The sequence below is a fragment of the Paenibacillus sp. LC231 genome, assembly GCF_001860525.1.
In the GTDB taxonomy this organism is placed as follows: Bacteria; Bacillota; Bacilli; order Paenibacillales; family Paenibacillaceae; genus Paenibacillus_AQ.
Map to the genome: position 1 here is coordinate 47,024 of NZ_JFOM01000014.1, position 25,912 is coordinate 72,935.

Sequence of the window (25,912 nt, forward strand, 5' to 3'; positions counted from 1 at the left end):
ATTTTACCATATCAGATCGCATGAGCGGCACATATGTTCTATATTTTCGGGGGAGAGTCGCTCCTTTTCTCTATATGTGCGTGTTCAAAAAGGTCGATTTTCAGCACCGAGAAGGTTTTGAACAACCTCTATAAACCAAAATAGCTGCCTGCGGCACCCCTATGGATGCAGCAGGACAGCTATCCGCGTTATCAAAAATATGATTGCCCACTAAAATGTGATATGCGTTTTATATTCCATCCTTCGGACTACTTCACCAGCTCAAACGAGGACAGCGCACGCTCCAAAGCGGCTTGCTGCATGTCCGTCGCATTGGCATCATTCAACGTCGTCGTAATCGTGTACGTGATATTTCCGCTTTCAAAGACGATCTCCTGGGTGGTAAAGCCAACGCCGTTCTTCACCTGATGCACCTTGAACGACACGGCAGGCACACCGGCAAACGTGATGTTATCCACGCCAAGTAATTTCACCGTCGTCCCTGAAGCCGTGCTGGCTTCATTATAATAACGCTTCAGGTTGCTGACGATGAAGTCTGCGGATGTATCCTTCTGTGCATTAATTTCAAACCCGCCTCCGGCAAATCCATATTCGACCGTTCCCTGCTCGAACTGATCATTCAGCGGTTCCCAGTATTTTGGAATGTCGATATGATAGCGGTACGTTTCGGAGTTTTTGCTCCGCATCTTGGTTTTATCGGTCAGGTAGCCTTCTTCGCCAATGCGGCCGAAGTTCTCCGGTACCACATCATAATCGATCTCGATCGATTCCAGCACCTTCTTCCAGTTGGCTGCCGTTTTCTCTTGACCATCCGGTACCGCATACTCCAGATAATAACGGTAGCCGTTCTTCTGGATCATCACTTCATATTCCGTCACCCATTTATCTCCGAAGTTGTACCGCACCTCTTGAATCTGCCCCTTGACGCCCGAGATCTCCACAGGCGTAAGTCCGACGTATTCGTATGAATCTTGGACGAAGGATTCCGACAGCCAGTCTTTAAGCCGCTGCCCCCAAGCTGCGAGTGTGCCCTCAACCCCTGTCGGTACGGATGTCACCGAGACGGACAGATAACCTTCCCCTTCGCTGCCGTACAACATATCCTTATTGTTGATTTCCCATCCTGCAGGAATGCCAAACCATATGCCGTATTCTTCATTTCCTGCTTCGCGGAGCCCACCTACGATGGAAGAGACGTCTTTTAACGATTTGTCTCCCGCCTGATAGGTCGTTCTAAAAGAACCCAGCAGGCTCGCGTGCTTGTCCATATCTTTATAGTGAACCGCTTCTGCATCGGCAAAATACAGCTCATAGACGCGGTCATTGGCATAATACTGCCGGCCTTCCCACAGGACGCCGTCGATATCGCGGGAAATGACTCTGGCATACGGTACAGCTCCGCTTGCGACCGTCTCTTGGTGAAGCACAACATCTCCGGAATCGTTCAGTTCTTTCAGGAGCCGTTCTAACAGATCGTCCGGACTCAGCTTTACTTTCTGGGAGGAGGCATGAACCTCAAGATAATAGCGGCCCGTAGCATCGTTGAAAGCCGCACCGCTCTCGTCGTCCGTTCCTCTCCCAACGATCATCCAGGAAGGATAATTCATACTCCATTCATAATAGCTATTTCCGATTCGAGTCTTCCCGGTCGTATTGTTGATCTCGCCCTCGTCATGCTTCTCTTCCTTATCCGTGACCATGAGGCTGATGGACAGCTTGCCTTGGGAGGAGCTTACCTTGGCTCCAATCCCCGCGGCAACCGGACGCAGCGGTACCATCAGCGTTCCGGACACCATCGTCGGTTCTACCGGCAGCTGTACCTTTTTCCCATCAATCCAGGCAGTCTTGTTGTCGATAACGAGCACAACCGTATGCGGTCCTTGCAGCAGTCGAACCCGGTTCTCGCCCTCCAGCTTGATCTCGCTGCCAAACGCTTTTTTAAACACGCCCAGCGGCACCATCAATACGCCCTGCTTCAGCTGCGGCTTGGCTATCTTATACGAGGTGCCATTGACCGAAGCTGAGCTGCTGCCGCTTTGCACGGTCAGGATACGCTTCTCCGGCACAACGTCATCTCCCCATACGGGAAGGGATAATGACGTGAATAGCATCAAAGCCGATAAGGTACCAGCTGTCATCTGCCGCAAACGCTGGCTTGACTCCGTTCTTTTTCTCTTCACCATTACTCGGCCTCCCCAGCGCTTGACGAAGCAGCTCGATTATCATCCTGGCTGAGCGTCAGTTTTACATTTACAATATCTCCATCCCGCTGCATCAGCAGCCGAACCTGCTGGCCTGGGATGAAGGGTTTTAACCGTTCGTTGATATCCACGACGGAATAGATGCGCTTTCCGTTAATTGCATATAACACGTCATCTTCTTGGATTCCAGCTTTTCGGGCTTGCTCGGACAGCACCTTCGTAACGGTCAATGGATCGTCTGAAGGCAGACCCACAATGGCGGACCAGCTTTCTTCCAGTTCCAACCCAAGGCCGGCTCTTCGAACCTCTCCATATTCCAATAAGTGATCCACAATATAATGGACCGTTTCCGCAGGAATGGAAAAGCCCATATTTTCGATGCCAACGGCGGCAAACTTCTTGCTGTTGATGCCAATGACCTCGCCTTTCAGATTGACAAGCGGCCCTCCGCTGTTGCCCGGGTTAATGGCGGTATCGGTTTGAATCAGGCGATAAGAGCCGTCGACGCTCCGGTTCAGGCCGCTTACCACACCTACGGATGCCGAGTTTCGTAACGAGAAAGAGATTGGCGTACCAATGGCAACCACCGTTTCTCCAACCAGCGCATTTTGCGCGGATGCGGCAAATTTGGCCGGCTTCAGAGACTTGGCGTTTATTTTGACTAAGGCAATATCACTCATAGGATCGCTGTATACACCCTTGGCTTTATAGGATTTGCCGTCTGACGTCACGACCGTGATTCCGGTAAGCCCGTCCACTACATGAGCGTTGGTGACGATCCAGCCGTCTGACTTCCAGATCACCCCTGTACCGTGCGCCAGGTTGTATCTGTCATCCACTTCGCTGCTTCCTTGTGCTGCCTTTCCGATAATGCCAACAACCGATGGCGACATCCGGCTGATAACCTGAGGCACCGCATTTTGTTCATATGTACTCTTGGGCTTAGCGCTTGCTGCAGCCGCAACGTCTGTATGCATAACCGCATTCCCGCTTCCTGCCATAATGATGGCCCCCAGCAGTAAAGCCGTCGATCGTTTTTGCCATTGTATATTCTTCAATTCTTTTGTTCCTCCCCCGGTTCCATCCTCTACCCAACCAACCTGTACTCCTCAATTTATCATGTTTTTCCATTTGTAGCCATTGCTTCTAGACCTATTTCTTTTACGGTTTTCCTGCGGACCGTGTAACTTTTCCCCGAAGAAACAAAAAGACGCCTCCACACTGCGAACAGCAGACGGGCGTCTTGTTTGTATGTATTTCATTACATTCGTCATATGAAGCCGCTTTAAATAAGGTACTTAAGACAACCTAATTGTTAAACCATCCTGTAATCATGGCATAGTCAGAGTACAAGAACACAAATAAGCTGACGAGACCGAAAGCGATTGCGAATTTATTTTTTTGGCGGGCCATCAACAAGCGAACCACACCAACAAAGATCAGAATCGTAAACAGGATCATGAAAATATCAAATGTCTTAAATGTCGCGCTCGCATCCGATGCTGCTGCAAGGATCATGAAACGTACCTCCTCGTGGGTTTCTTCTCGGGCAAATTTACATATCTTCTTCTATGTTATCCATGTGCCCGTCCAGATGCAAGCCCTCCGCCCCTAAAAATCAAAAAAAGTCATAAAATTTTCTCATTTTTAACCAAATTTTCAGATATTAGCATGACTTTCATCACGGCAGAGGTTAAATCAAGCTTGCGTAATGGATTCAGGCATAGGCTGCTTCGTATATCCAAGTACTCCGAACAGGAAAACATTCACTCCTGTGCCTCATACTCCTCAGGAGTCGATACCTGCTCTGTTGCCGTTTCCTCCTCCAAGTCTTCACTTGGCAGCGCGACGGAAGGATCTGTGATCGTAATCCGATCCTCTGGGTCCTTCTTGACCTCCAGCGCAACCTCATTGGACGGTTCGCTGCTTACATTTAATTCGTTCACAGCAACGACATGGATCGCATACCGGCCGGACGGACCTACTAACATATTGCGGTTCGGAATAAGATAGGAACGGCTCACTAACGGCTCCTCATTCAAACGATACAGTACTCCGTCAGGCCCTATGTAGTATACATGATAGATTACGCCTTCCTGCACATCTGTCCAGGTTAAACCAATGGATTCATCTTCCTCATTTAGGATGGCCTGAAGACCGGATATTTTATTCGGACGGCTCGAAACTTCGTTAGAATAACCACTCTTGCCGAAACTGTTCACTGCCTCGACTACATAGTAGGCCGTCTCCTGAAAACGCACGTCGGATGTTGCGTAACTGCCTGACTTCACATTCGCTCCGTCTGACAATAATGTATAACCCGTCCCGGACTTCTCGCTGTAATAGATATTGTAGGTTTCCCCTTGTTTCGCTGTCCAGGTTAATTGAATCTGCCCCTTCTCATATCGGAACTTCAGATCCGTCGGAGCAGTTGGTGCCGTTGTCGGCAAATCCGGCTGAGATGCCAAGTTCTCTGTCCCCGTATGGGACTGTGCTGTTCCAGGAACGGAAGGCGTTGTGGATGTTGATCCCGATGATGAGGTTACGATACCATGGATGACCGGGTGAGGACTTTCTGGTGGTGTCTCTACCTCATCCTCCGAAGTATTGGAGACAATGTGCCCCACGGCTTTCAACCACTTCGCTGTAACCAAAGCTGCTTCTTCCTGGGTAACGATACCCTTGGGATTCCAAGCCTCGGCTGCGGATTCCTGAAAGAGACCTAACTCCATGGCCAGTTCGATAGCTTCCTTAGCATAAGGGCTAAAAGAGCCCGCATATAACTCCAGCTGCTTGGCTTCCGCGTCCGAGTTTTCTTTATCAGTAATCCCTTGAAGAGCTCTTTGATACAGCACAGCCATATCCTGACGTGTCAGCGATTGTCCAAGTCCAAACCTACCGTTCCCTACCCCTTTCACCAGCCCTGCATGAACCGCACCTTCGATTGCGGAGAAAGCATAGTGATCGTTCGGTACATCCTTGAAGGTAGCGACTTCCGGACGTTCAGCCGTGCTAAGGTTTAGAGCATTGACAATCATTATGACAAAATCCTGCCGGGTGATGGCCGCGTTCGAATGGAGATCCCCACTACCGTCACCGGGATGGAGTCCTTCCTCGGTTAACCGGAGAGTGGCTTCCTGTGCATCGAAGCGCCCCCTATCTGAGACGGGTACGGGTATACCATCATCTGCTTGAACGCTATCGGATGAGTTTATGTATAAAGCACTTGCTGCCAGTGCTATCAGAACGGAACAGGTGATCCTCTTCATACAATCCCTCCAATTTGTCGCAATCATCAAGATCATACCATATCCTGGAATGCGAAGATATTGGAGGATGATATGAAAATAAAAAAAGAGCCCCCGTTAATAAAACCAGGGACTCTGTTATTACGCTAACCTTGTTCATCTGCTGAAATATGAAATGCAATAAGCTGTGTACCCACAGTTCACTCCAGCATGGAGCAGATTCGACTAAGATGCTGCCATTTCATCCGGTCTCCTTAACAGAAGCGAGGGAGCAGCCGTTAACGTGCCGCTTCCACCTTGTTCAATTCCTTAGTTCGCTTCGTATCGCGTTCCAGGATGGGCTTCAGGTACTTCCCTGTATAAGACTCGGGCACCTTCACCAAATCCTCAGGCGTTCCGGTAGCGATGATGGTACCACCGCCGCTACCGCCCTCTGGACCCAGGTCGATCAGATAGTCTGCTGTCTTAATGACATCGAGATTATGCTCGATGACGAGGACGGATTCCCCGGATTCCACCAGTCGATGAAGGACAACGAGCAGACGGTCGATATCGTCCACATGCAGGCCCGTGGTCGGTTCATCCAGAATATACATCGTTTTGCCTGTGCTGCGGCGGTACAGCTCGGAAGCCAGCTTCACGCGCTGAGCTTCACCACCGGACAACGTGGTGGCAGGCTGACCCAAAGTAATATAACCCAGACCGACATCCATCAGCGTTTGCATCTTTCGGTGAATCTTCGGAATGTTCTGGAAGAAATCCGTTGCATTCTCTACGGTCATCTCCAGGACTTCAGCGATGTTCTTGCCTTTATATTTAACTTCCAGCGTTTCGCGGTTGTAACGCTTGCCCTTACACACTTCGCAAGGCACGTAGATATCCGGCAGGAAATGCATCTCAATCTTGATAATGCCGTCTCCACGGCAGGCCTCGCAGCGACCGCCCTTCACGTTAAAGCTGAAGCGGCCCTTCTTGTATCCACGAATCTTCGCTTCATTCGTCTGGGAATAGATATCCCGGATATCGTCGAAGACGCCCGTGTAGGTCGCCGGGTTGGAGCGTGGTGTACGTCCAATCGGTGACTGGTCGATGTCAATGACCTTCTCGATATGCTCCAGACCCTTCATCTCGCGGTATTGCCCCGGACGGACTTTGGCTCTGTTCAAGTCACGAGCGAGCGTCTTGTAGAGGATCTCGTTGACCAGTGTCGACTTGCCTGAACCGGACACACCGGTTACCGCCGTAAAGACGCCAATCGGAATTTTCACGTTGATATTCTTCAAATTGTTCTCTTTCGCACCTTTAATCTCGAGCCAGCGTCCATCGGTCTTGCGGCGCTTGCTGCTGACCGGAATGAACTTGCGGCCGCTCAGGTACTGGCCCGTCAGAGAGTTAGGGTCGTTCATAATCTCCTTCGGGGTTCCCTCCGCGATGACCTGGCCGCCATGAATGCCTGCGCCTGGGCCGATGTCGATGATATAGTCCGCGGCCATCATGGTGTCTTCGTCATGCTCGACCACAATGAGCGTATTGCCCAGATTCCGCATATGCTCCAGCGTCGAAATCAGGCGGTCATTATCCCGCTGATGCAGCCCGATGCTGGGCTCGTCCAGAATGTAAAGAACGCCCATCAGGCTGGAGCCGATCTGCGTAGCTAACCGGATCCGCTGAGCTTCCCCACCCGACAGCGTTCCCGCCGAACGACTGAGAGTCAGGTAATCCAGGCCTACATTGACCAGGAAGCCCAAACGGCTGTGAATCTCCTTCAGAATGAGATTGGCAATCTGCTTTTCTTTCTCGCTAAGCTCCAGGTGATCGAAGAATTTCAGGGATTCTCCGATCGACAGGCTGGTGACATAGGCCATGTTGCGGTCATTGATCGTAACCGCCAGGCTTTCCTTCCGGAGACGATGACCTTTACAAACATCGCATGGCTTGCTGCTCATATATCCTTCGATGTATTCGCGAATACCCTCGGAACTGGTATCGCGATAGCGACGTTCCAGATTCGGAATGATGCCCTCGAAGGTCACATGCGCTTCCTTGCGCTGACCGAAGTCATTCTCATAACGGAAGTGAACCTTCTCATTGCCCGTGCCGTACAACAGTTTATTCATCTGTTCCTGGCTAAAGGTACTAACCGGCTTGTCCAGCGGAATGCCGAAATGCGCGCAGACCGATTTGAGAAACTGCGGATAATAAGTCGACGTGCCCCCGCTCCATGCAGCAAAGGCGCCTTCCTCCACGCTTTTGCTCGTATCCGGTACAAGCAGCTCCGGATCCACAATCATCTCGACGCCAAGTCCGTCGCAATCCGGACAAGCGCCGAAAGGCGTATTGAAGGAGAACATTCTCGGGGTCAGCTCTTCCATGCTGAAGCCGCAGATCGGACAAGCAAAGTTGGAGCTGAACCGCAGCTCCTCCTGACCCATGATATCGACCAGAAGCTGGCCGCCTGACAGGTTCAGTGCGGTCTCGATCGAATCGGCCAGACGTGCCTCTATATCTTCCTTAACTACGATCCGGTCCACAACCACCTCGATCGTATGCTTTTTGTTCTTCTCAAGTTCGATACTTTCCGATAGATCGCGCAGCTCTCCATCGACGCGCACCCGAACGAAGCCCTGTTTCGCAATATCGGCGAACAGGTTCTTATGCTCGCCCTTGCGCCCGGAAATGACCGGCGCGAGAATTTGCAGTCTCGTCTTCTCGGGATACTGCATGATGCGGTCTACCATTTGCTCGACCGTCTGGGAGGTAATCTCCACGCCATGCTCCGGACAGTGCGGGTGTCCCACCCGGGCAAACAGCAGACGCAGATAATCATAGATTTCCGTTACGGTACCTACCGTAGAGCGCGGGTTGCGGCTCGTCGTTTTCTGGTCAATTGATATCGCCGGCGATAGGCCTTCAATGGAATCGACATCCGGTTTCTCCATCTGTCCGAGGAACTGGCGTGCATAAGCGGACAAGGATTCCACGTAACGTCGCTGACCCTCGGCATAAATCGTATCGAATGCGAGAGAGGATTTGCCCGAGCCGCTAAGCCCCGTAAGAACGACGAACTTGTCACGCGGTATCGTGACGTCGATATTTTTCAGATTGTGTGCACGTGCGCCTTTGATCACAATATTTTCACTTGCCAAACGATATCATCTCCTACTCCATATGGCATGCATGTGGTGCTTATATTTTCACAAAGAGAACGACCGCATAGGCCGTCCCCCCTGTCATTCATCTCTCCAAATTTATTCGGCTTGCAGCTCCAGCAGCGCATCACGAAGCTCGGCCGCACGCTCGAATTGCAAATTCTTCGCTGCTTCCTTCATTTCGGCCTCGAGACGCTGGATCAGTTTCTGACGATCCTTCTTCGACATCTTCTGTCCTTCGCCCACCAGATAATCCGCCTTGCCCTCCGCAACCTTCGTTGCTTCGATGACATCGCGGATCTTCTTGCGGATCGTTTGCGGCGTTATGCCGTGCTTCTCGTTGTAGGCAACCTGGATGCTGCGGCGGCGCTCGGTTTCCTTGATCGCCCGATCCATCGAATCGGTGATCTTATCGCCGTACATGATAACTTTACCTTCCGAGTTACGGGCTGCCCGGCCGATCGTCTGAATGAGCGAGCGATCCGAACGGAGGAAGCCTTCCTTGTCGGCATCCAAAATCGCTACCAAGGAAACCTCCGGAAGGTCAAGACCCTCCCGTAGAAGGTTAATACCCACCAGCACGTGGAATGTACCAAGCCGCAGATCGCGCAGAATCTGCATCCGCTCCAATGTCTTGATATCGGAGTGCATGTAACGAACCTTGATGCCGATTTCCTTCAGATAATCGGTCAGATCCTCTGACATTTTCTTCGTCAGGGTCGTCACGAGCACACGCTCGTCACGTTCCACGCGGTCATGGATCTCGCTAATCAGGTCATCGATCTGCCCTTCAGTCGGACGCACATCGATGATCGGATCAAGCAGGCCTGTCGGCCGGATGATCTGTTCAACCATCGTATCGCAGTGCTCCATCTCATACGGTCCCGGCGTGGCCGACACATAGATGATCTGGTTCACCTTCTCCTCGAACTCCTCGAACTTCAGCGGCCGGTTATCCAGCGCGGACGGCAGGCGGAAGCCGTGATCGACCAGCACGGTTTTCCGTGCCCGGTCACCGTTATACATCGCGCGGATTTGCGGGAGCGTAACGTGCGATTCATCAATGACAAACAGCATATCGTCCGGGAAGTAGTCAAGGAGCGTATATGGCGTAGCACCAGGCTCCCGGAAGGTCAGGGGACCGGAGTAGTTCTCGATGCCGGAGCAGAATCCGACTTCCTTCATCATCTCGATGTCATAACGGGTACGCTGCTCCAGGCGCTGCGCTTCCAGCAGCTTGCCTTCCGAGCGCAGCAGCTCAAGGCGCTCTTCCAATTCGCGTTCAATGTTCACGAGCGCGACCCGCATCGTCTCTTCACGGGTAACGAAGTGAGACGCCGGGAAGATAGCGATATGCTCGCGTTCTCCAACCAGCTCGCCCGTCAAGACGTCGATCTCCGTGATCCGCTCGATCTCGTCGCCAAACAGCTCGACGCGAACGGCCTGTTCCCCCTTCGAGGCAGGGAATATCTCGATGACATCCCCGCGGACGCGGAAGGTACCGCGAACGAAGTTGATATCGTTCCGCTGATACTGGATATCAACCAGCCGCGACAAAATCTCATTCCGCGGCTTCTCCATGCCTACCCGGAGCGACAGCAGCATTTCGCCGTATTCATGCGGCGAACCCAAGCCATATATGCAGGATACGCTCGCCACAATGATGACATCGCGCCGTTCAAACAGCGAACTCGTTGCAGAGTGGCGGAGCTTATCAATCTCTTCATTAATGCTGGAATCCTTCTCGATATACGTATCGGAGGAAGGGATATAAGCTTCCGGCTGATAGTAATCGTAATAACTCACGAAATAATCCACGGAGTTGTTCGGGAAGAATTCCTTAAACTCGCTGGCCAGCTGTGCAGCCAGCGTCTTGTTATGCGCAATGACGAGTGTGGGACGGTTTACTTTGGCGATTGTCTGCGCGATCGTAAACGTCTTCCCCGTTCCTGTTGCACCTAGCAGCGTCTGATGTTTTTTCCCTTGGCGGAGTCCTTCGACCAACGCATCAATAGCCGTGGGCTGATCGCCCTGCGGCTGGAATTCAGACTGGATCTCAAAGGATTTGGTACTGACAACTAAATCGCTCATTGCCCTTCATCACCCTCATACTCTAAAATGAAATTCATGCTAAAAGATATGTCGAAACTTCCCGATGATATACTATGGGAAATTAGTGGTGTCTACGTAAGGAATAAGAATATTTGTTCCCGTCTCATTATACCCTTTACGTTTTTTTGATGCAAACAGTTTAATTAAATTTTAATAAGTTCCAGCACGAATGTTCCAAGCCTCAGCTTCCTCCGGTCCGGCTGCTCCGGAATCCATGTCGGACAAGCTTGAGGCGAACCGATGATTGTTAATTAACTTCCTTAAGGAGATGATACAGCGTTATGGATATTACGATTATTCTTGGCATTCTCGCCGGCTTGGCCGCGTTGATCGGAGGGTTTTTATGGGAAGGCGGGCATCTGAGCGGCCTGCTGCAAGGTGCGGCGGCGCTTATCGTATTCGGCGGCACCATCGCCGCCGTCATCGTCAGTTTCCCTGCTACCCGGCTCCGCACCATCCCGGCTGCGCTCAAGCTGGCCTTCGGCCGCAGCAACCGTTCGTCGGACGAGCTGATTGACGCCATTGTCGATATGTCGGTTACAGCCAGAAGAGACGGGGTGCTGGCGCTGGAGCGCATCTCGGCCGATCACGAGGACCCGTTCCTGCGGGAAGGCATGCAGATGGTCGTGGACGGCAATGACCCGGAAATGGTGCGTCAAATCTTGGAGCTCGATATCAATGCCGCCGAGCAGAAGCACGAAGGATATGCCAAAATTTTCGAGTCTGCCGGGGGATATGCTCCTACCATGGGGATCATCGGTACCGTCATGGGATTGATCCACGTGCTGGGCAGTCTGCAAGACCCAACCGGTCTCGGACCTTCGATCGCGGTGGCGTTTACCGCCACTTTATACGGCGTCGCAAGTGCCAATATTATCTTTTTGCCCATTGCGTCGAAGATTAAAGCACGTTCCGAAGAAGAAATTGCAAATATGGAGCTGCTGCTCGAAGGAATTATGGCTGTTCAGAACGGAGAGCACCCGCTGTTGGTTCGTAAAAAGCTAGCCTCCTTCGCTTCCGCAGGCACCACGGACATTCCGTCCTCAAGGGGGATCGCGCATGAGACAGCCGAATAGACGGCGCCGTCATCGCAAGCAGGCGGAAGGCGACCAGCGCGAACGCTGGATGATCACCTATGCCGACCTGATTACGCTGCTCCTGATCTTTTTTGTGGTGATGTATGCCATGAGCCGGCTCGATACGGAAAAATACAAACTCGTCACCCAGTCCCTGCAGGCCACCTTCCAGAGCGGAGACAGCATCCTGGAGATGGGCTCCGGCATTACCGGCACAGCCGATACGGAGAACCATAAGAATCCTCCGCCGAAGCCTGCTGCCGAAGAGGAGGGCGGCGAGGATAAGGATACGGCGGCGGAACCGCTAACCGAGCGGGAGCTCGCTTTCCGTGCCCAGGAGGAGGAGCTGGCGAACTTTATGGGGCTCATTCAGCAATACGTGAAGGACAACCAGCTCGAAGAGGATATCTTCATCGCGGATGAACCGCAAGGGATTGCCATTACGCTAAGCGACCGCTTCCTGTTCGATGTCGGCAAAGCCGAGCTTAAACCCGGGGCCGCTCCGGTTCTGGGCAAATTAGCCAGCCTGTTCGGCGATTTAAACACCACGGTGAGCATCGAGGGGCATACGGACAATGTGCCGATCGGCCGCTACTCCAGTTACAAGGATAACTGGGAGCTCTCCGGTGCCCGGGCGATGTCAGTGCTGCGGTTCTTCCTCGATAACAGCAAGCTGGACCCGGAAGGCTTCCAGTACGCAGGCTATGCCGATACAAGACCAGCGGCAGATAATGCGACTGCAGAAGGCAAACAGAAGAATCGGCGGGTTGAAATTACCGTTCTACGACAGCTTAAGGAGTAGGAAGAGGCGTCATGCGGCAAAACCCGCATCCCTGCCCTGCCTTGCCTTAAGAAAACTCTTATCCCATCGTCACCTATAGTAAATAAGCGCCCGGCAGACTGAATGGACATGCATTCAGATCTGGCCGGGCGCTTTCGTTTTTTTCAAAAAATGATTCGATCACTGACAACTTTCCTGAGAGCCACAAGTATCCAGCATACCCGTTTATGCGCCGTGCCCAACTCCGCTCTCGCTTGGCCGCAGGATAGCAGAACCGACGGCAAGCAGAATGATCGCCATCAAGCCGAGAACGGCCAGCGGCAGTGCGATATCGGATAGCGTACCACCGGTGGCCGCTATCTCAACCGCCTCAATGGCCCATTTTTGCGGGATGAAGTTGGCGATTTTCTGCATGAACTCCGGCATGATGGCAAGCGGCCAGAAGCACCCGCCCAGCATGCAGGTCGGGGTCACGATCATGGAATTGATCATGGCCGCATTCTGCCCGTTCCGGATCAACCCGGCGACCGTGCTTGCCACACCTAACGATACCAGCATGAAGGCCATCAGAATAAGGAAATGCAGTAACAAAGGAACTCCGTATTCGTAACGGAGCACATACCGGCTCAGCACAAGCACGATGATCACCTGCAGCGAGCCGACAACCAAGCTGCCCAGAAAATTGCCTAAAGCAATCTGATAGGCACGTACTGGTGCCGTGTACATGCGAGACAGCGTTCGCTGCCTGCGGTCATCGATCATCATCGAGACCACGCTGGAGATGAGGGTCATCATGAACATCAGGGTAAAACCCGTTACGTTGGATAGTCCTGGCTTGGCGTACAGGTTCAAATCCTTGACCTCCGTATCCACCCGATTCATTGCGGATTGCTTGAGCACTTCTTGCAGCATCAGCATTCGGTCAACATCCGGCTCCGAGGTTTCCCGGATCAAAGCAGCGGTGCCGCTCAGACGCGTGACCGCAGAGTCTGCCGTCATTCGTATCATCACCGAAGCCTCCGAGGTTGAGACCTCGTATATCTGAACCAGCGGCTGTTGTCCTTCAATCAACCCATCGCTGAAGCCCTCCGGTATATAAACGCCTACGGTACTTTTATTCTCCACCAAGTCTTCTCGCAGCGTATTCTCGGATTCGGACTCCTTGAGTACGTATTGGCCGCTGCGCTCCAGCTCATTCATCAGATACTGACCTGCCGGGCCTTCGTCTTCATTCACATATGAGACCAGGATGCTTGCAGCCGAGGTCTGCCCCAAGAGAAACACCGTCAAGGTAACGACCACGCAAGGAACCAGCAGGTAGACGATCCAGCCTCTTTTTCGCCCCAGCGTGCGCCGCACCATATGCCAGGCAATGGTTAGGCTATGCATGGTATCCCACCTTTCTGTACGTAATCATGGCTGCAGCTGACAGAGCTGCGGTAATCGCCGCCAGCATGCCGAGGCAGGTGACGATCAAATGCACGTCGCTGTTCAGCATCATCCGCAGCATGCTCTGCATGGCCCAATGATTGACGGTGAAGGAAGCGATCTTTTGGAAAAATTCCACGGGAAGCGGCATGAATCCCCCGCTCACAAATGTCATGGCGATAATGATCGCCTGCATCAGCCCCCTGGCTCCTGCCGCCGTTGAGGAGACCAGGGTGATAAACGTGGCAATGGTCATGGACGATAATGTGATTAATACGCAGACAACGATAAGCAGCAGAGGGTGGGGCCCCCATTTCACGCCGTACAGCCACATGGACCCAAGCACAATGGCTGCTGCCTGTACAAGCGTGATCAGACTACAGCCGATAATTTTACCGGCAAATACGGTTCCGGGGGTGACGGGTGCGCTTTGCAGGCGATACAGGGTCCGGCTTTCCCGCTCTCCCAGCAGACTGCTGCTTGCCATCAGACCCGAATACAACAGAAACATAATCAGCATGGAGGCAGCGTAGTATTGGGCTGCTGAATACGTGGCTCCTTTCTCGCCCAGTTTCCCGATGGTTACGTTCGGTCCAGACGAGGTTTCCACAGGTGCTGCCGCTTGAGCCGCAAGAACTTTATCTCCGCCCATAACGATAACCTCAGCCTGTTTGTGATTGACATCTGCGATAAAGGTCTTAAAGATCGTGTCTGCCACCAGGTTGAGATTACGGTCTCTTCCGGGCAGCAATTCAAGCTTCACGTCCGCTCCCTGACCCATCCGTTCATCAAAGGAAGCGGGAACCACTACCGCGTAATCGACCTCGCCCCTGCGCAGCTTTCCTTCAACCTCCTCACGGCTGGCTGCCATCTCTTGAACGAGAATCTCCTGGATTTCCGGCGAGCCGGTTAGAGCCTGAATGCTCCCCGGCAGTTGGCCTCCATCCGCAGCATCCAACACAAATCCCACTTTGACCGATGGCTGTTTAAATTCCTGATCGTTGCCGAACCAGCCCGAGAGCGCGTTTCCCAATATAAAAATAAGAATGAGCGGCAGCAAAAACTGGTTGATCAGCACCGTTCGGCTGGTAGCCATCCGCTTCAGCTCAAACCAGGCGATAATCATCATATTCATCTTCGGTATTCCTCCTTTATGGATTCCTCTGCACGTGTCCCTTATGATCAATCGCGAAGCGTACGCCCGGTCAGGCTGAGAAACAGCGTTTCAAGCCCCGGCTCCTCGCATTGCAGGGAGCGAAGCGTCGTATGGTGTTTACTGCAGATGAACAGAATATCCTGCAGCTCATCCTGAGCTGACGGGACATAAACTTCGATCTCGTTATCATTCTGCGTGACGCGCCGGACGCGCGGGTGAATGGTCAGCTCCTCCACCAGTTCCGGTGTGATCCCATCAGCGGTAAGAATGATTTTTTCCTCATGCGCAACGCGTGCCCGAAGCTCCTGCTGCGTCCCGCAGGCGATAACATGACCTTGATCCATAATCGCCACCCGATCACTGATCGCGGCAACTTCCTCCATGTAATGACTTGTATAAATAACGGTAGAACCCATGCGGTTTAGCGTCTTCACGGATTCCAGGATATGATTCCGGGACTGCGGATCAATCCCCACCGTAGGTTCATCCATAATGATCAGCTTCGGACGGTGCGTGATCGAGCATGCAATATTCAATCTTCGTTTCATCCCCCCGGAGAAGGTGGACGGCTTTTCCTTCGCCCGATCTTGCAGGCCGACAAACTCCAGCGCCTCTTCCACTCGTTCCTTTAACAAAGGGCCGCGCAGTCCATATAATTTTGCAAAAAAAGCAACATTGTCCCAAGCCGACATCTCTTCGTACATAGCCAGATCCTGCGGCACCAACCCGATTCTCTGCTTCACTTCCAGCGGCTGCTCTTCAATCGAGATGCCGTCCACCTTGATGCTGCCCTGATCCTTGGGAAGAAGTCCGCAGATCATATTGATGGACGTGCTTTTGCCCGCCCCGTTCGGTCCCAGAAGCCCAAAGATTTCCCCTTCGTTCACTTCCAGGTTCATATGATCCACCGACAGCTTGTTTCCATATCGTTTCACGACATCCTTCATCTGCAGAAAGACCGCCATCTTCACCATCTCCATTTCTCAAATCTCTCGTATCCATTTGTTGATTTTATTCTATCTGGAATCGCCGGATTTTTAAGGTAGAAGAAGTCACTTTATAGGGTGACGAAAGTCATCTCCTTACTGAAAACATCCATGTGATATAATGATGCCAATGGTTTGAACGGTTTGATTTCACTAAGGAAAAGGGTTTGATCGCACGTGACATCCCCACTCACCTATCTAAGGTATGGCTTCATTCTCCTTCCGGCCGCCGCGGACATCTTTTTGCAGCAGCTCGATGATTACGGGGCATACATGGTGTACATATTGCTGTTTCTGGCGATTTCGGTGCTAAGCCGCTTTTTGCCATCGCCTGCTTATCTGAAGGCAGCCGCTCTGCTGGAAATTTCACTATCTCTGTGGCTATGCCATCAATACGGCTTCATGATGGTGTTCCTATCCATCTCCACCCTATGTGTTTATTTGCCCTTGTTCGAGCGGCCAGGCAGGCTATGGGCGGCGTTCGGTCACCTCCTGCTGCTCAACATGGCTATTATCGATTACGATGCGCTGCTGTTGACGACCGCCAATCTGTTGTTTCTGTTCATGGCGGTAACGTTCAACCACATCCATGAAATGAAGCAGAAGGAAGCGGATCATATTCAGTTATACGACGAGCTGAAAAGACTGCATTTCCAGCAGGACGAGGCCGGCAGACAATTGCTGCAATTCGCTCATCAGGTAGAGAGTGCGGCGCAGGCAGAGGAGCGCAACCGGATCTCCCGCCAGCTGCATGACGACATCGGCCACCGGCTGATTCGCGTTAAAATGATGATGGAAGCAGCCCTCCTCACCGTTCCGCATGATTCCGCGCGCGGCATGGATATGCTCCGTCAAATCCGTGACCAGCTGGGAGAGAGCATGGAGCAGATGCGAACGGCCGTGAAACAGATGAATCCGGTCCGGCGGATTACAGACGACTATTCCCTCGATCGGCTCCTGGAGGAGACAGGCAGGCAGACCGGGATCGAGACCGAGCTTATATTACAGGGTTTTCCCTATCCGCTCTATCCCAGTCAACAGGTGGTGTTATACAAAAATGCCCGTGAAGCTATCACGAACGCCATCCGCCATGGCGAGGCTAAACGGGTCCAGATCATCCTGCATTACGGGGAACAGGACGTCCGGATGGAGGTTTCCAACGACGGTGCAGTCCAGAAGCCGGCAGGCGACGAAGCTTCACCGAACCGTCAAGGTATCGGAATGAGCGGCATGCTCGAACGAACCCAAGTGGTGGGTGGAACGCTGGAGGTACGAAAAACCGTGCCTTTTACCGTCATCACCCGGCTGCCTGTCTACCGGAAGCGTGAGATTATGTAATTTAACAAGACGCAGTTCTTATTTTATCGAAAAGGTCGTGGCCATCCATGATATCTGTTTTAATTGTAGATGATGATCCGTTCATTCGGGAAAGCTTGAAATTGCTGGTGGGGATGGACCCCGATATCAAAGTATCGGCTGTCGCAGAGCACGGGGAGGAAGCGCTGGCTTTGTTGGAGGAGGGGCTTCCTGTCAACGTCGTCCTCATGGACATTCGCATGCCGGTATGCGACGGCGTGGAGGGAACGCGGCGGATTCGTGAACGTCACTCGGATGTGCGAGTGCTTATGCTGACCACCTTCGATGATGATGAATATATTGTCGAAGCTCTGCGGAACGGGGCCAGCGGTTATCTGCTGAAGAACATTCCGCCGGACCGGATCATCCAGGGGATTAAAACCGTGCATGACGGAAACATGCTGATTCATCCCGATATCGCGCGCAAGCTGACCGGCATGCTGCGTCCAACGGCTCAGCCCGTCCCTAAATCCGCTGAGCTGGAACAATTCGGACTGACCCCGACCGAGAAGAAGGTCGTTGTCCTTATTGCGGAGGGCCTCTCCAATAAGGAAATTGCCGGGCAACTTTATTTAAGCGAAGGTACCGTCAAAAACTATGTCACCGAAATCTTGGGAAAGCTCAATCTTCGGGACCGCACGCAAATCGCCATTTTTTATTTGAGAAAAGTGCAGGGCTAAATCCATATACAGCATTTTGCAACCAAAAAAGCGGGTCACTGTCCGATATAGGACAAAGGCCCGCTTTCCAGTATCATGATGAATGGAAACCTGTTTCTTCGGAACCGCCGGTCGTTGTGCTGCCGGAAGAACCCCGCTTGCTGCGAATATGAAGTTTATTCGCCAGCAGCGTGATCAAGCTTACCGGCTTCAATCTCACCGCTATGCCATCTCTCGGATCAGGCGCCACGATAGCTCCCAGCTGATGATGATCCCCCGCGTAAATCGCACGCTGCAGGAACTTGCTCTCCCCTTGATGATTCTGAACCTCCAGCTTACAGAAGGCCGAATTCTGACGAAGGGCGCTATGCAGCTGTTCCTTACTATGAATCAGTTTACCGTTCACCTTCAGAATCGTCTCTCCGGCGAGAATACCCAGTTCGCTTGCCGGACTATTCGGAAGCACCGCGAGGACGCGTAGTCCACGAATCGGATGCACAAAGATCGGACTGCGCTGCTGCTCTTCATAACGGCTGTACCACACCAAGCCCTCATGCAGCAGTAATGCCGCTAGTGCAGCCACGATCGTAAGCGGTGTCCACCACTCGGCAAGCAGGCTCAATGCCAGCACAATCGCTCCGTAGAATATGAGCCGCTTCGATGTGATTCCTGCCTTCTCCTGCGGGAGCATGCTCTGCGTCATTTCCCCGAAGCCGATCACGACCGGAAGCGCCATCATGGTAAAGCCTGTGCTCCAGGCATCACCGCCGAAGAATGGCGTCCAGGGCAGCACGCTGCCTCCGCTTACCGCCGGAACAAGGAGGAACAAGGGCAAAGGCCAGAAACTCTGCATATGATAGCCGCCAACGAGCTTGCCACGCTTCCCCTCAAGGAACAACGGTGTAGCAAAACCCGAACCCTGTATCCTGACAAGCAAGGCTTCGGCAAAATGCAGGACGGCGGATAAAGCAAGCAGCGCGGGAATGTCCAATCCAACAATCGTTGTGATTACATGACTGATCCAGCCTTCCGGCTGCCAATTCGGAAACCAGCTTAATCCAAACTGAATGATCCCAAGAAGGCCGATGGAATAGGCAAAGCATAAGTACCGGATATGAAAGAGCATCAGGATCAGGGAAGTCACCCATATACATATAATGGCTTCCAGGCTTAAGGATATCCCGAGGAAGGCCACAACGATGGACACGCCGATTCCTGCCAGCAGCCCGCCCAGAAACGTTCGCCATGTCTGCAACCCCCAGGAATGCAGCTTCACATGGAACAGCTTGCGCTCCACCAGCACCTGCCTTCGGTAAAACAGCATCACAAACAAAATCGAAATATAATAAAAGGGCTGCGTCAGCAGTTGTATGCCTGCATCTATCCCATACAAAAGCAGTTGTTTCAATGTCTCCAACAGCTTGCCACGCTCCTTTCAGCTTCAAGACGCTTCAAAGCTTATACTTTCTAATACTTAAAAGAAAAAAAGAAGGCTAACGTTCAGCCTTCTTACTTGTTCGACGCCTGAGCGGCGATTTCCTTCCGAACCTCGGCAATTCCGCGATTCATTTGATTATCCTCTTTCGGATCCTGAATCTTCTCGATCAATGCGGCTTCCAACGCCTCGGCTGTGGCACCGTTAAGGATACCGTCCGCTTTCAGCTTGTGCTTGCTCTGGAAGCTCTTGATCGCCTTCTCCGTGTTCCGGTCGAAATAGCCATCGGTACGCCCAGTCTTATAGCCAACGGCTTCAAGCATGATCTGCGCGTTCTTCACATCCGTGCTATTGGTGTCGTACGTATAGGTTTTCTTCTTATCGATCGGTGCAACGGTAAAGTATTCCGGCTGTGACACCTGAATATCCGGCTCAATTCCCTTCTCATGGATCCAGGTACCGTTTGGTGTCAACCATTTGGCAATCGTAACTTTGAGCAGGCTTCCATCGCCAAATTGCTTATCAAAGCTCGTTTGCACGGTTCCTTTACCGAAGGAATGCTCACCCATCAAGGTAGCTCCCGCCGACTGCTGCAGTGCGCCCGCCAAAATTTCGGAAGCGCTGGCGCTGCCCTTGTTCATCAGCACCGTAATCGGATAGGATTTCGCCTCACCGTTCGAAGGATGCTTCTCCCGCTTCTTATTCTTATCCTCTACCTGAACGATCAACTCGCCTTTAGGTACGAACTGCTCTGCAATGTCAATGACAACGGACAGCACGCCGCCTGGATTGTTCCGGACGTCGATCAGCAGTCCCTTCATGCCCTGGCTTTCCAGTTTCTCGAGTTCTTCCTTAAAGCGTTCGCCTGTATTCAGCGAGAATTGGGAGATCTCAATAACGCCGATTCCGCCCTTCTCCATCCGTGCCGATACGGTTTCCAGATCGACGTCATCACGAACGATAACATACTCGATCGGCTGCTCGGAGCCAGCACGCTTGATCTGAAGGACGGCCTTGGAGCCCTTCGGACCACGAATCTTGTTGACGGCCGCGTTCAGTTCAAGGCCCTGCAAGGATTCGCCATTGACTGAAAGGATGGTGTCCTTCGCCCGAATGCCGGCTTTATCCGCAGGAGATCCCTTGATCGGAGACACAACGACCACACTGCCATCTACAGAGGACACCTCCGCGCCAATCCCCGAGAAGGAGCCCTCGATGCTCTCTTCAAACTGAGCTGCCGTTTCTTTTCCCATATAGTTGGAATATGGATCCTCCAGCGCTTCCATCATCCCGTTGATGGCGCCGTCGATCAGTTTCGACCGATCGATATCCTTGTAATAATTGCTTTCGATGAGGTCAATTGCTGTCCCCAGTTTTTTCGCCTCAGACTGCTCCAGCCCATTCCTGTTCGCTATACTGGCCAGCAGCCCCTCACCGTCTCCAGTCTGGCTGGGAGCGGGCAGCTGGGTCAAAGCCATCGTTAACAGCACGCCGCATAGCATGGCAGCTATGACCAGAAAGACAGCCGTTCGTTTTTTCAGCAAGTACTTCACCGCCTTTGTACGTTTCAACTGCTACACACACGGGGAATCCCGTCCACCTAGTATATGATTGGCTTGCCGGGAATATTTATACAGCGGTCTGAAGGTTATATGGTATAAGTCCTGAAATTCGGTTACAGATAAGGCGAAGGATTCACCGGCGATCCATTGACACGAACCTCAAAATGAAGATGCGGTCCTGTGCTCTGACCCGTGGAGCCTACTTCGGCAATCTTCTGCCCTCTGGACACCTTGTCGCCTTCGCTGACTTTAATGCCGCCGTTGCGGATATGTCCATACAAGGTCCATACGCCGCCCCCATGATCAACAATAACACAGTTTCCGTAACCGCTCCACCACTCGGCCAAAATGACCGTGCCGCTCTCGGCTGCGCGGATCTCAGTTCCCTGCGGAACAGCAAAATCCTGGCCTGTATGCATCTTGCCGACTTCCCCCGTTACCGGATGGACCCGAGGCCCATAACCGGAGGACAGTCTGGCCCCGGAGACCGGAATGGCGAATGGTCCGCCGTTCCCTGTATATCCCCCGCCGCCTTTACTGCCGCCGAGGGTAGTCGCCTTGGCTCTTTTCGCCGCAGCCGCTTTGGCAGCCGCCGCTTTACGTGCAGCTTCCTCAGCCGCAAGCTTATTCTTTTCCTTCTGCAGATCCGAACGTTTGCTTGCCAGGGCAACCAGCATTCTATCCTGCTCTTCGGTCAAGATTTCCGCATCCTCAATTTCCTGATCATACTGGGCCAGTAGTACGCGCTTCTCCTGTTCCTTCTCGTTCAGGATGCTCTTGCGGTCCTCCATTTGGCCATACAGGTCCTTGGCGGTTGCATACTGTCCTTCAAGTTCCTTCTTCTTGTCAATGACCAGCAGCTTGTCCTGCTTATGCTCCACCAGCAAATCCTGGTCCTGGTTAACGATCGTCTTCAAGGAATCCGCACGCTCAATAAAATCGCTGAAGCTGGTCGAGGAGAGCAGCACATCCAGATACGATACTTGCCCATCCATGTAGATGAGGCGAATTCGGGATTCCAACAGCTTCTCACGGGAGGCGATACGCTCCTCCGCCGCTTCAAGTTCCTTGGTCGTTTTTCTCAGCAGATCCTCTGTCTCCTCGATCTTCATGGAGATTTTGGTCAATTCATTGCTGACGATGCTGATCTGCTCCAACACATATTTCAGATTCTTCGTTGTTTTCTTCTTGTAATGCTGAGCTTCTTGTTTATTTTCCGCTGCTTTGTTCTTCTGCGCCCGTGCTTTCTTGACCTGCTCCTGAAGTACGCTCAGCTCTCGATCTACATCGGCTGAAGTCTTCTTCTCGGCTTGTCCGACGGACGGTTGGATCATAACAGTGGCCAGTAATAAGGCTGCTACTCCTGCGGCGATCTTCTTCAAGTTTCGCTCCCCATCCTTTACCTTGTTTTATACTTTCAAAAATTTACGTATCGACATGGTGCTTCCCCAGATGCCAATGACAATGCCCAGCCCAACAACAATGGTGCCTATCGGCAGCCACAAATCGCCTAGAGGGATTAAACTTTTGGCTAACGTCAAATCCGTTTGCGATGCGGCGTACAGGCGGTTGTAGCCTACAAACAACAGCGTGACCGTCACAATGGAGCCCATCAGGCCGATCATGGCGCCTTCCACGAAGAACGGCCAGCGAATGAAGTTGTTGGTCGCGCCGACAAGCTTCATAATGCCGATCTCGCGGCGACGGGCCAAAATCGTAACCCGAATGGTGTTCGAGATCAGGAACATGGACATCAAGCCAAGTCCCGCTACGAAAATAAAGCCGATATTCCGCACCGTCTTCGTAATCTTGAACAGGGTTTCTACCGTGCCTTCCCCATACTTGACACGCAGGATCGGCTCCTCCGTATACTTCTTGTTCAGGGCAGTAATCTTGTCGGCAACAAAACCGACCGTAGTCGGTTCAATAACGGAAACCTCGAATGCATCCGGTAGGGGATTCTGGTCCGCTTCGCTGAAGCCTTCCACCCATTCGGATCCCAGGCTTTCCTCAAGCTCCTTCATGCCCTCTTCCTTGGACACGAACTTGATGGCGCTGACCTCCGGCATGGCCTCGAGTTCACCCTTAATGGTCTCGCGCAGCTTCTCATCCACGTTGAGATTTAAGTACGTATTGATTTGCACATTGCTATCTGCTTTATCGGCTAAAGCGTTCACATTCATGACTAACAGCATGAAAACGCCCAGTATAAACAAAGACACCACGATGGAAGTGACGGATGCGACCGACATCCATCCGTTCCGGAAAACGCTCTTCGCCCCTTCCCGCAAGTGCCGCAAGAAGGTTCTAAAATTCATACCCGTAATCTCCTCTCTGCTGGTCACGGACGATCTGTCCGTGCTCAATCGCAAGAACGCGTTTACGCATGGTGTTCACGATATCCCTGTTGTGGGTAGCCATTACGATGGTCGTTCCCCTGAAATTGATTTCATCCAGCAGCTGCATGATGCCCCACGAGGTTTCCGGATCCAGGTTACCTGTAGGCTCGTCCGCAATAATGACGGAGGGGTTGTTCACAATCGCTCTGGCGATTGCGATCCGCTGCTGCTCCCCGCCAGAGAGCTGGGAAGGTTCGCGGTTTGCCTTGGATTTCAGACCCACAAGCTCCAGCACCTCCATGACCCGTCTCTTGATGAGACGCTGCGGCGCTTCGATAACCTCCATGGCAAAAGCTACATTTTCGTAAGCAGTCAGCTTGGGCAGCAGACGATAGTCCTGAAAAATAACCCCGATATTTCGGCGAACATAGGGAATTTTGCGCTGCTTCAGCTTCCCGATATTAAATCCGTTAACGGAAATTTGCCCCTTGGTAGGCACTTCTTCTCTATAGATAAGTTTCATAAACGTCGATTTGCCCGCACCTGACGGTCCGACAACATAGACGAATTCATTTCGATTGATTTTGACGGAAACTCCCTGAAGCGCATGAGCGCCGTTCGGATAAGTCTTCCATACGTCCTGCATTTCGATCACTTCATCACTTCCCAATCCTTAATTAGCCATTATACTTTCGACAGTTTCCATCGAATTCCTTTAAAATCCATGAAAAATCCTCACGACATCGTCTATTGTAACAAATTTGTTACCTTTTGAGTACCCGAAAGTTTAAGCCCACCGTGACATATACATGAACAAGTGCATGAACTGCGGCCAATACGAAGTTAAGAAGGTGGTTTCGAATGAAAAAAATTCATCTTGGTCTCATCATTGTCATCAGTTTCGGTCTTCTCCTCTCCGTCGGCTTCGGTCTATTGACGATGTACGTGAACCAGAAGGAACTCCCGAAGGGGGTTGTTCTCTCCGGTTGGCAGGTAGGCGGCAAACCATCAGACGAGGTGCTGTCAGAGCTGGATCAACGGCTGCAGGCGATGACAGCGTTGAAGGTGGAGCTGCAATCGGACGCACTCAAGGGACACACGGAAATCTTCACTCTCCGTGAGGCCGGAGTTGAATTCAACGCAGCCGATTTTCAGGAGGCTATCGCCAGGTTGTCCGAAGGATCACTATGGGATCAAGTTCTATACCGGCGTAACTTTCAGCTGGAATGGCATATATCCACGGACTGGGATCGCGATGTGTTAAAAAAGCGGCTGAGCGAAGACTGGCAAAAGGAACGCTTCGGGGAACCCGTCAATGCGGTACGGAGCATATCCGAAGATGATGTTGTCCGGTACACTCCGGAGAAAACGGCATACCGCATCGATTGGCCGGCATTCTATGAAGGGTTCAGCGCTGTGCTTCCGAATGAGTCTCACTTCACCGAGCCGAATCCAGATGAGATCATTACGGTTTCGCTGCCTCTCATCCGTCAAAAGCCCCCCGTTACCGTAAAATCGCTGCAGGATGAAGGGATTGAGCGCAAAATCGTTGAATTCTCCACCAGTCTCGGATCCAGCGGGCCTGGACGCGTTCATAACGTGACCGCCGCTGCCAAATCCGTTGACGGCATGATTCTGAAGCCCGGCGATGAATTCAATTATGCTCATATTATTGATGCCGCGAAAAAGGAATACGGCTTTGAAGAAGCTCCTGTCATCGTGAACGGCAAGCTGGTCCCCGGCATCGGCGGCGGAATCTGCCAGGTATCCAGCACGGTGTATCACGCCGCCCTACTGATCGGACTGGAGATCACCGAAAGGAGGAATCATTCCCTTCCGGTCAGCTACCTGCCCAAGGGGCAGGATGCCACCTTCGCGGAAGGGGCGATCAATTTCCGTTTCCGGAACAATACAGGCAAGCATCTCCTTATTTTATCGGAAGTATCGCACGGTAATTTAACGCTGAAGATGTTTGGCACCTTCCCGGAAAATACGGAATATGAGCTTGTGTCCACCACCGTTGAAACCTTGCCTTCGCCAGAGAAGGTCATTCACAATAACTCGCTGCCGCCAGGACTCAAGCAGGTGGTTCAGAACGGGAAGCCCGGCTATGTGGTTGAAACCTACCGAACCAAGAAAGTAAACGGCAAGGTTGTAGAGAAGGTTAAAATATCCAAGGATACCTATCGCCCCCAGAACAGCATCGTTGCCATCAATCCGACAAGCGAGGTCCAACTGCCGGAAGCGAATGATACACCGAAAGAGGAAGTGGTTGAGGACGGCATCAGTGCACCCTAAACCTGGAGATAACATGGAAAACATCGACGTCTACTCTATCGGTTCCGTTCTGCGGCGAAAGCCCTTGAGGATCTTCCATTGGTCATACCGAACATAGTAGAAACATGGAACAGCCCGGATTCGCGA

19 protein-coding genes are annotated in these 25,912 nt (G+C 52.2%); 5 read left to right on the top strand and 14 right to left on the bottom strand.

Annotation, left to right across the window (positions count from 1 at the left end; translation table 11 throughout):
- Positions 1–248: 248 nt before the first annotated feature.
- The 6 genes from AK95_RS09615 to uvrB all read right to left on the bottom strand — a co-directional run bounded on the left by AK95_RS09615 (position 249) and on the right by uvrB (position 10,689).
- Positions 249–2,183 (bottom strand): copper amine oxidase N-terminal domain-containing protein, encoded by a 1,935-nt coding sequence (locus AK95_RS09615; protein WP_071219758.1) that lies wholly within the window; start codon positions 2,181–2,183, stop codon positions 249–251.
- Entirely contained in the window at positions 2,183–3,259 is a 1,077-nt protein-coding gene (locus AK95_RS09620; RefSeq protein WP_071219759.1) for a S1C family serine protease, read from the bottom strand. The genes AK95_RS09615 and AK95_RS09620 overlap by 1 nt, the downstream gene beginning before the upstream one ends.
- A 250-nt stretch (positions 3,260–3,509) precedes the next feature.
- Positions 3,510–3,719, bottom strand: coding sequence for a hypothetical protein (locus tag AK95_RS09625; RefSeq protein WP_071219760.1), 210 nt, complete (start codon positions 3,717–3,719; stop codon positions 3,510–3,512).
- Between the two features lie 248 nt (positions 3,720–3,967).
- On the bottom strand, positions 3,968–5,470 hold the full coding sequence (locus AK95_RS09630; RefSeq protein ID WP_071219761.1) for an S-layer homology domain-containing protein: 1,503 nt from the start codon (positions 5,468–5,470) through the stop codon (positions 3,968–3,970).
- Between the two features lie 257 nt (positions 5,471–5,727).
- Complete coding sequence (uvrA, locus tag AK95_RS09635) at positions 5,728–8,595, bottom strand: excinuclease ABC subunit UvrA (protein ID WP_071219762.1); 2,868 nt, start codon at positions 8,593–8,595, stop codon at positions 5,728–5,730.
- 102 nt (positions 8,596–8,697) lie between these two features.
- Entirely contained in the window at positions 8,698–10,689 is a 1,992-nt protein-coding gene (gene uvrB / locus AK95_RS09640; protein ID WP_071219763.1) for an excinuclease ABC subunit UvrB, read from the bottom strand.
- A gap of 302 nt (positions 10,690–10,991) precedes the next feature.
- Between uvrB and AK95_RS09645 the strand changes: the two genes are divergently transcribed.
- Together AK95_RS09645 and AK95_RS09650 are read left to right on the top strand one after the other, a co-directional pair.
- Entirely contained in the window at positions 10,992–11,786 is a 795-nt protein-coding gene (locus tag AK95_RS09645; protein ID WP_071219764.1) for a flagellar motor protein, read from the top strand.
- Entirely contained in the window at positions 11,770–12,588 is an 819-nt protein-coding gene (locus AK95_RS09650; protein ID WP_071219765.1) for an OmpA/MotB family protein, read from the top strand. The genes AK95_RS09645 and AK95_RS09650 overlap by 17 nt, the downstream gene beginning before the upstream one ends.
- Positions 12,589–12,792: 204 nt before the next feature.
- Here AK95_RS09650 and AK95_RS09655 read toward each other — a convergent pair whose 3' ends face one another.
- From AK95_RS09655 to AK95_RS09665, 3 genes are read right to left on the bottom strand one after another with little or no spacing between them, the layout of a single operon-like run.
- Positions 12,793–13,956 (bottom strand): ABC transporter permease, encoded by a 1,164-nt coding sequence (locus AK95_RS09655; RefSeq protein ID WP_071219766.1) that lies wholly within the window; start codon positions 13,954–13,956, stop codon positions 12,793–12,795.
- On the bottom strand, positions 13,949–15,130 hold the full coding sequence (locus AK95_RS09660) for an ABC transporter permease (RefSeq protein ID WP_071219767.1): 1,182 nt from the start codon (positions 15,128–15,130) through the stop codon (positions 13,949–13,951). The genes AK95_RS09655 and AK95_RS09660 overlap by 8 nt, the downstream gene beginning before the upstream one ends.
- Positions 15,131–15,177: 47 nt before the next feature.
- Positions 15,178–16,125, bottom strand: a complete 948-nt coding sequence (locus AK95_RS09665; protein WP_083397578.1) for an ABC transporter ATP-binding protein — start codon at positions 16,123–16,125, stop codon at positions 15,178–15,180.
- A 189-nt stretch (positions 16,126–16,314) separates the two neighbouring features.
- On the opposite strand from AK95_RS09665, the gene AK95_RS09670 reads away from it, so the two are divergent.
- Both AK95_RS09670 and AK95_RS09675 read left to right on the top strand, forming a co-directional pair.
- Positions 16,315–17,475, top strand: a complete 1,161-nt coding sequence (locus tag AK95_RS09670) for a sensor histidine kinase (RefSeq protein WP_071219768.1) — start codon at positions 16,315–16,317, stop codon at positions 17,473–17,475.
- A gap of 47 nt (positions 17,476–17,522) precedes the next feature.
- Positions 17,523–18,173, top strand: coding sequence for a response regulator (locus AK95_RS09675; protein ID WP_071219769.1), 651 nt, complete (start codon positions 17,523–17,525; stop codon positions 18,171–18,173).
- A 73-nt stretch (positions 18,174–18,246) separates the two neighbouring features.
- Here the strand turns inward: AK95_RS09675 and AK95_RS09680 are convergent, their stop codons facing one another.
- The 5 genes from AK95_RS09680 to ftsE all read right to left on the bottom strand — a co-directional run bounded on the left by AK95_RS09680 (position 18,247) and on the right by ftsE (position 24,143).
- Entirely contained in the window at positions 18,247–19,569 is a 1,323-nt protein-coding gene (locus tag AK95_RS09680; RefSeq protein ID WP_071219770.1) for a PDZ domain-containing protein, read from the bottom strand.
- A 92-nt stretch (positions 19,570–19,661) separates the two neighbouring features.
- A complete protein-coding gene (locus AK95_RS09685; protein WP_071219771.1) occupies positions 19,662–21,131 on the bottom strand; it encodes a S41 family peptidase in 1,470 nt (489 codons plus the stop codon).
- 131 nt (positions 21,132–21,262) lie between these two features.
- Positions 21,263–22,531 (bottom strand): murein hydrolase activator EnvC family protein, encoded by a 1,269-nt coding sequence (locus AK95_RS09690; RefSeq protein ID WP_071219772.1) that lies wholly within the window; start codon positions 22,529–22,531, stop codon positions 21,263–21,265.
- Between the two features lie 27 nt (positions 22,532–22,558).
- Positions 22,559–23,467 (bottom strand): permease-like cell division protein FtsX, encoded by a 909-nt coding sequence (ftsX, locus tag AK95_RS09695; RefSeq protein WP_071219773.1) that lies wholly within the window; start codon positions 23,465–23,467, stop codon positions 22,559–22,561.
- Positions 23,457–24,143 carry a cell division ATP-binding protein FtsE gene (ftsE, locus tag AK95_RS09700; protein WP_071219774.1) on the bottom strand — a complete coding sequence of 229 codons (687 nt, stop codon included), beginning with the start codon at positions 24,141–24,143 and terminating at the stop codon, positions 23,457–23,459. Before ftsE ends, ftsX begins: the two co-directional genes overlap by 11 nt.
- 206 nt (positions 24,144–24,349) lie before the next feature.
- On the opposite strand from ftsE, the gene AK95_RS09705 reads away from it, so the two are divergent.
- Complete coding sequence (locus AK95_RS09705; RefSeq protein ID WP_071219775.1) at positions 24,350–25,786, top strand: VanW family protein; 1,437 nt, start codon at positions 24,350–24,352, stop codon at positions 25,784–25,786.
- Positions 25,787–25,912 lie beyond the last annotated feature (126 nt).

Excerpts from the sequence above, each read along its gene's own strand:
- AK95_RS09705 (WP_071219775.1), top strand. The coding sequence starts at position 24,350 with ATGAAAAAAATTCATCTTGGTCTCATCATTGTCATCAGTTTCGGTCTT.
- AK95_RS09675 (WP_071219769.1), top strand. The coding sequence starts at position 17,523 with ATGATATCTGTTTTAATTGTAGATGATGATCCGTTCATTCGGGAAAGC.
- AK95_RS09625 (WP_071219760.1), bottom strand. The coding sequence starts at position 3,719 with ATGATCCTTGCAGCAGCATCGGATGCGAGCGCGACATTTAAGACATTT.
- uvrB (WP_071219763.1), bottom strand. The coding sequence starts at position 10,689 with ATGAGCGATTTAGTTGTCAGTACCAAATCCTTTGAGATCCAGTCTGAA.
- AK95_RS09660 (WP_071219767.1), bottom strand. The coding sequence starts at position 15,130 with ATGAATATGATGATTATCGCCTGGTTTGAGCTGAAGCGGATGGCTACC.
- AK95_RS09665 (WP_083397578.1), bottom strand. The coding sequence starts at position 16,125 with ATGGTGAAGATGGCGGTCTTTCTGCAGATGAAGGATGTCGTGAAACGA.
- ftsX (WP_071219773.1), bottom strand. The coding sequence starts at position 23,467 with ATGAATTTTAGAACCTTCTTGCGGCACTTGCGGGAAGGGGCGAAGAGC.
- AK95_RS09650 (WP_071219765.1), top strand. The coding sequence starts at position 11,770 with ATGAGACAGCCGAATAGACGGCGCCGTCATCGCAAGCAGGCGGAAGGC.
- AK95_RS09655 (WP_071219766.1), bottom strand. The coding sequence starts at position 13,956 with ATGCATAGCCTAACCATTGCCTGGCATATGGTGCGGCGCACGCTGGGG.
- AK95_RS09615 (WP_071219758.1), bottom strand. The coding sequence starts at position 2,183 with ATGGTGAAGAGAAAAAGAACGGAGTCAAGCCAGCGTTTGCGGCAGATG.
- AK95_RS09645 (WP_071219764.1), top strand. The coding sequence starts at position 10,992 with ATGGATATTACGATTATTCTTGGCATTCTCGCCGGCTTGGCCGCGTTG.
- AK95_RS09630 (WP_071219761.1), bottom strand. The coding sequence starts at position 5,470 with ATGAAGAGGATCACCTGTTCCGTTCTGATAGCACTGGCAGCAAGTGCT.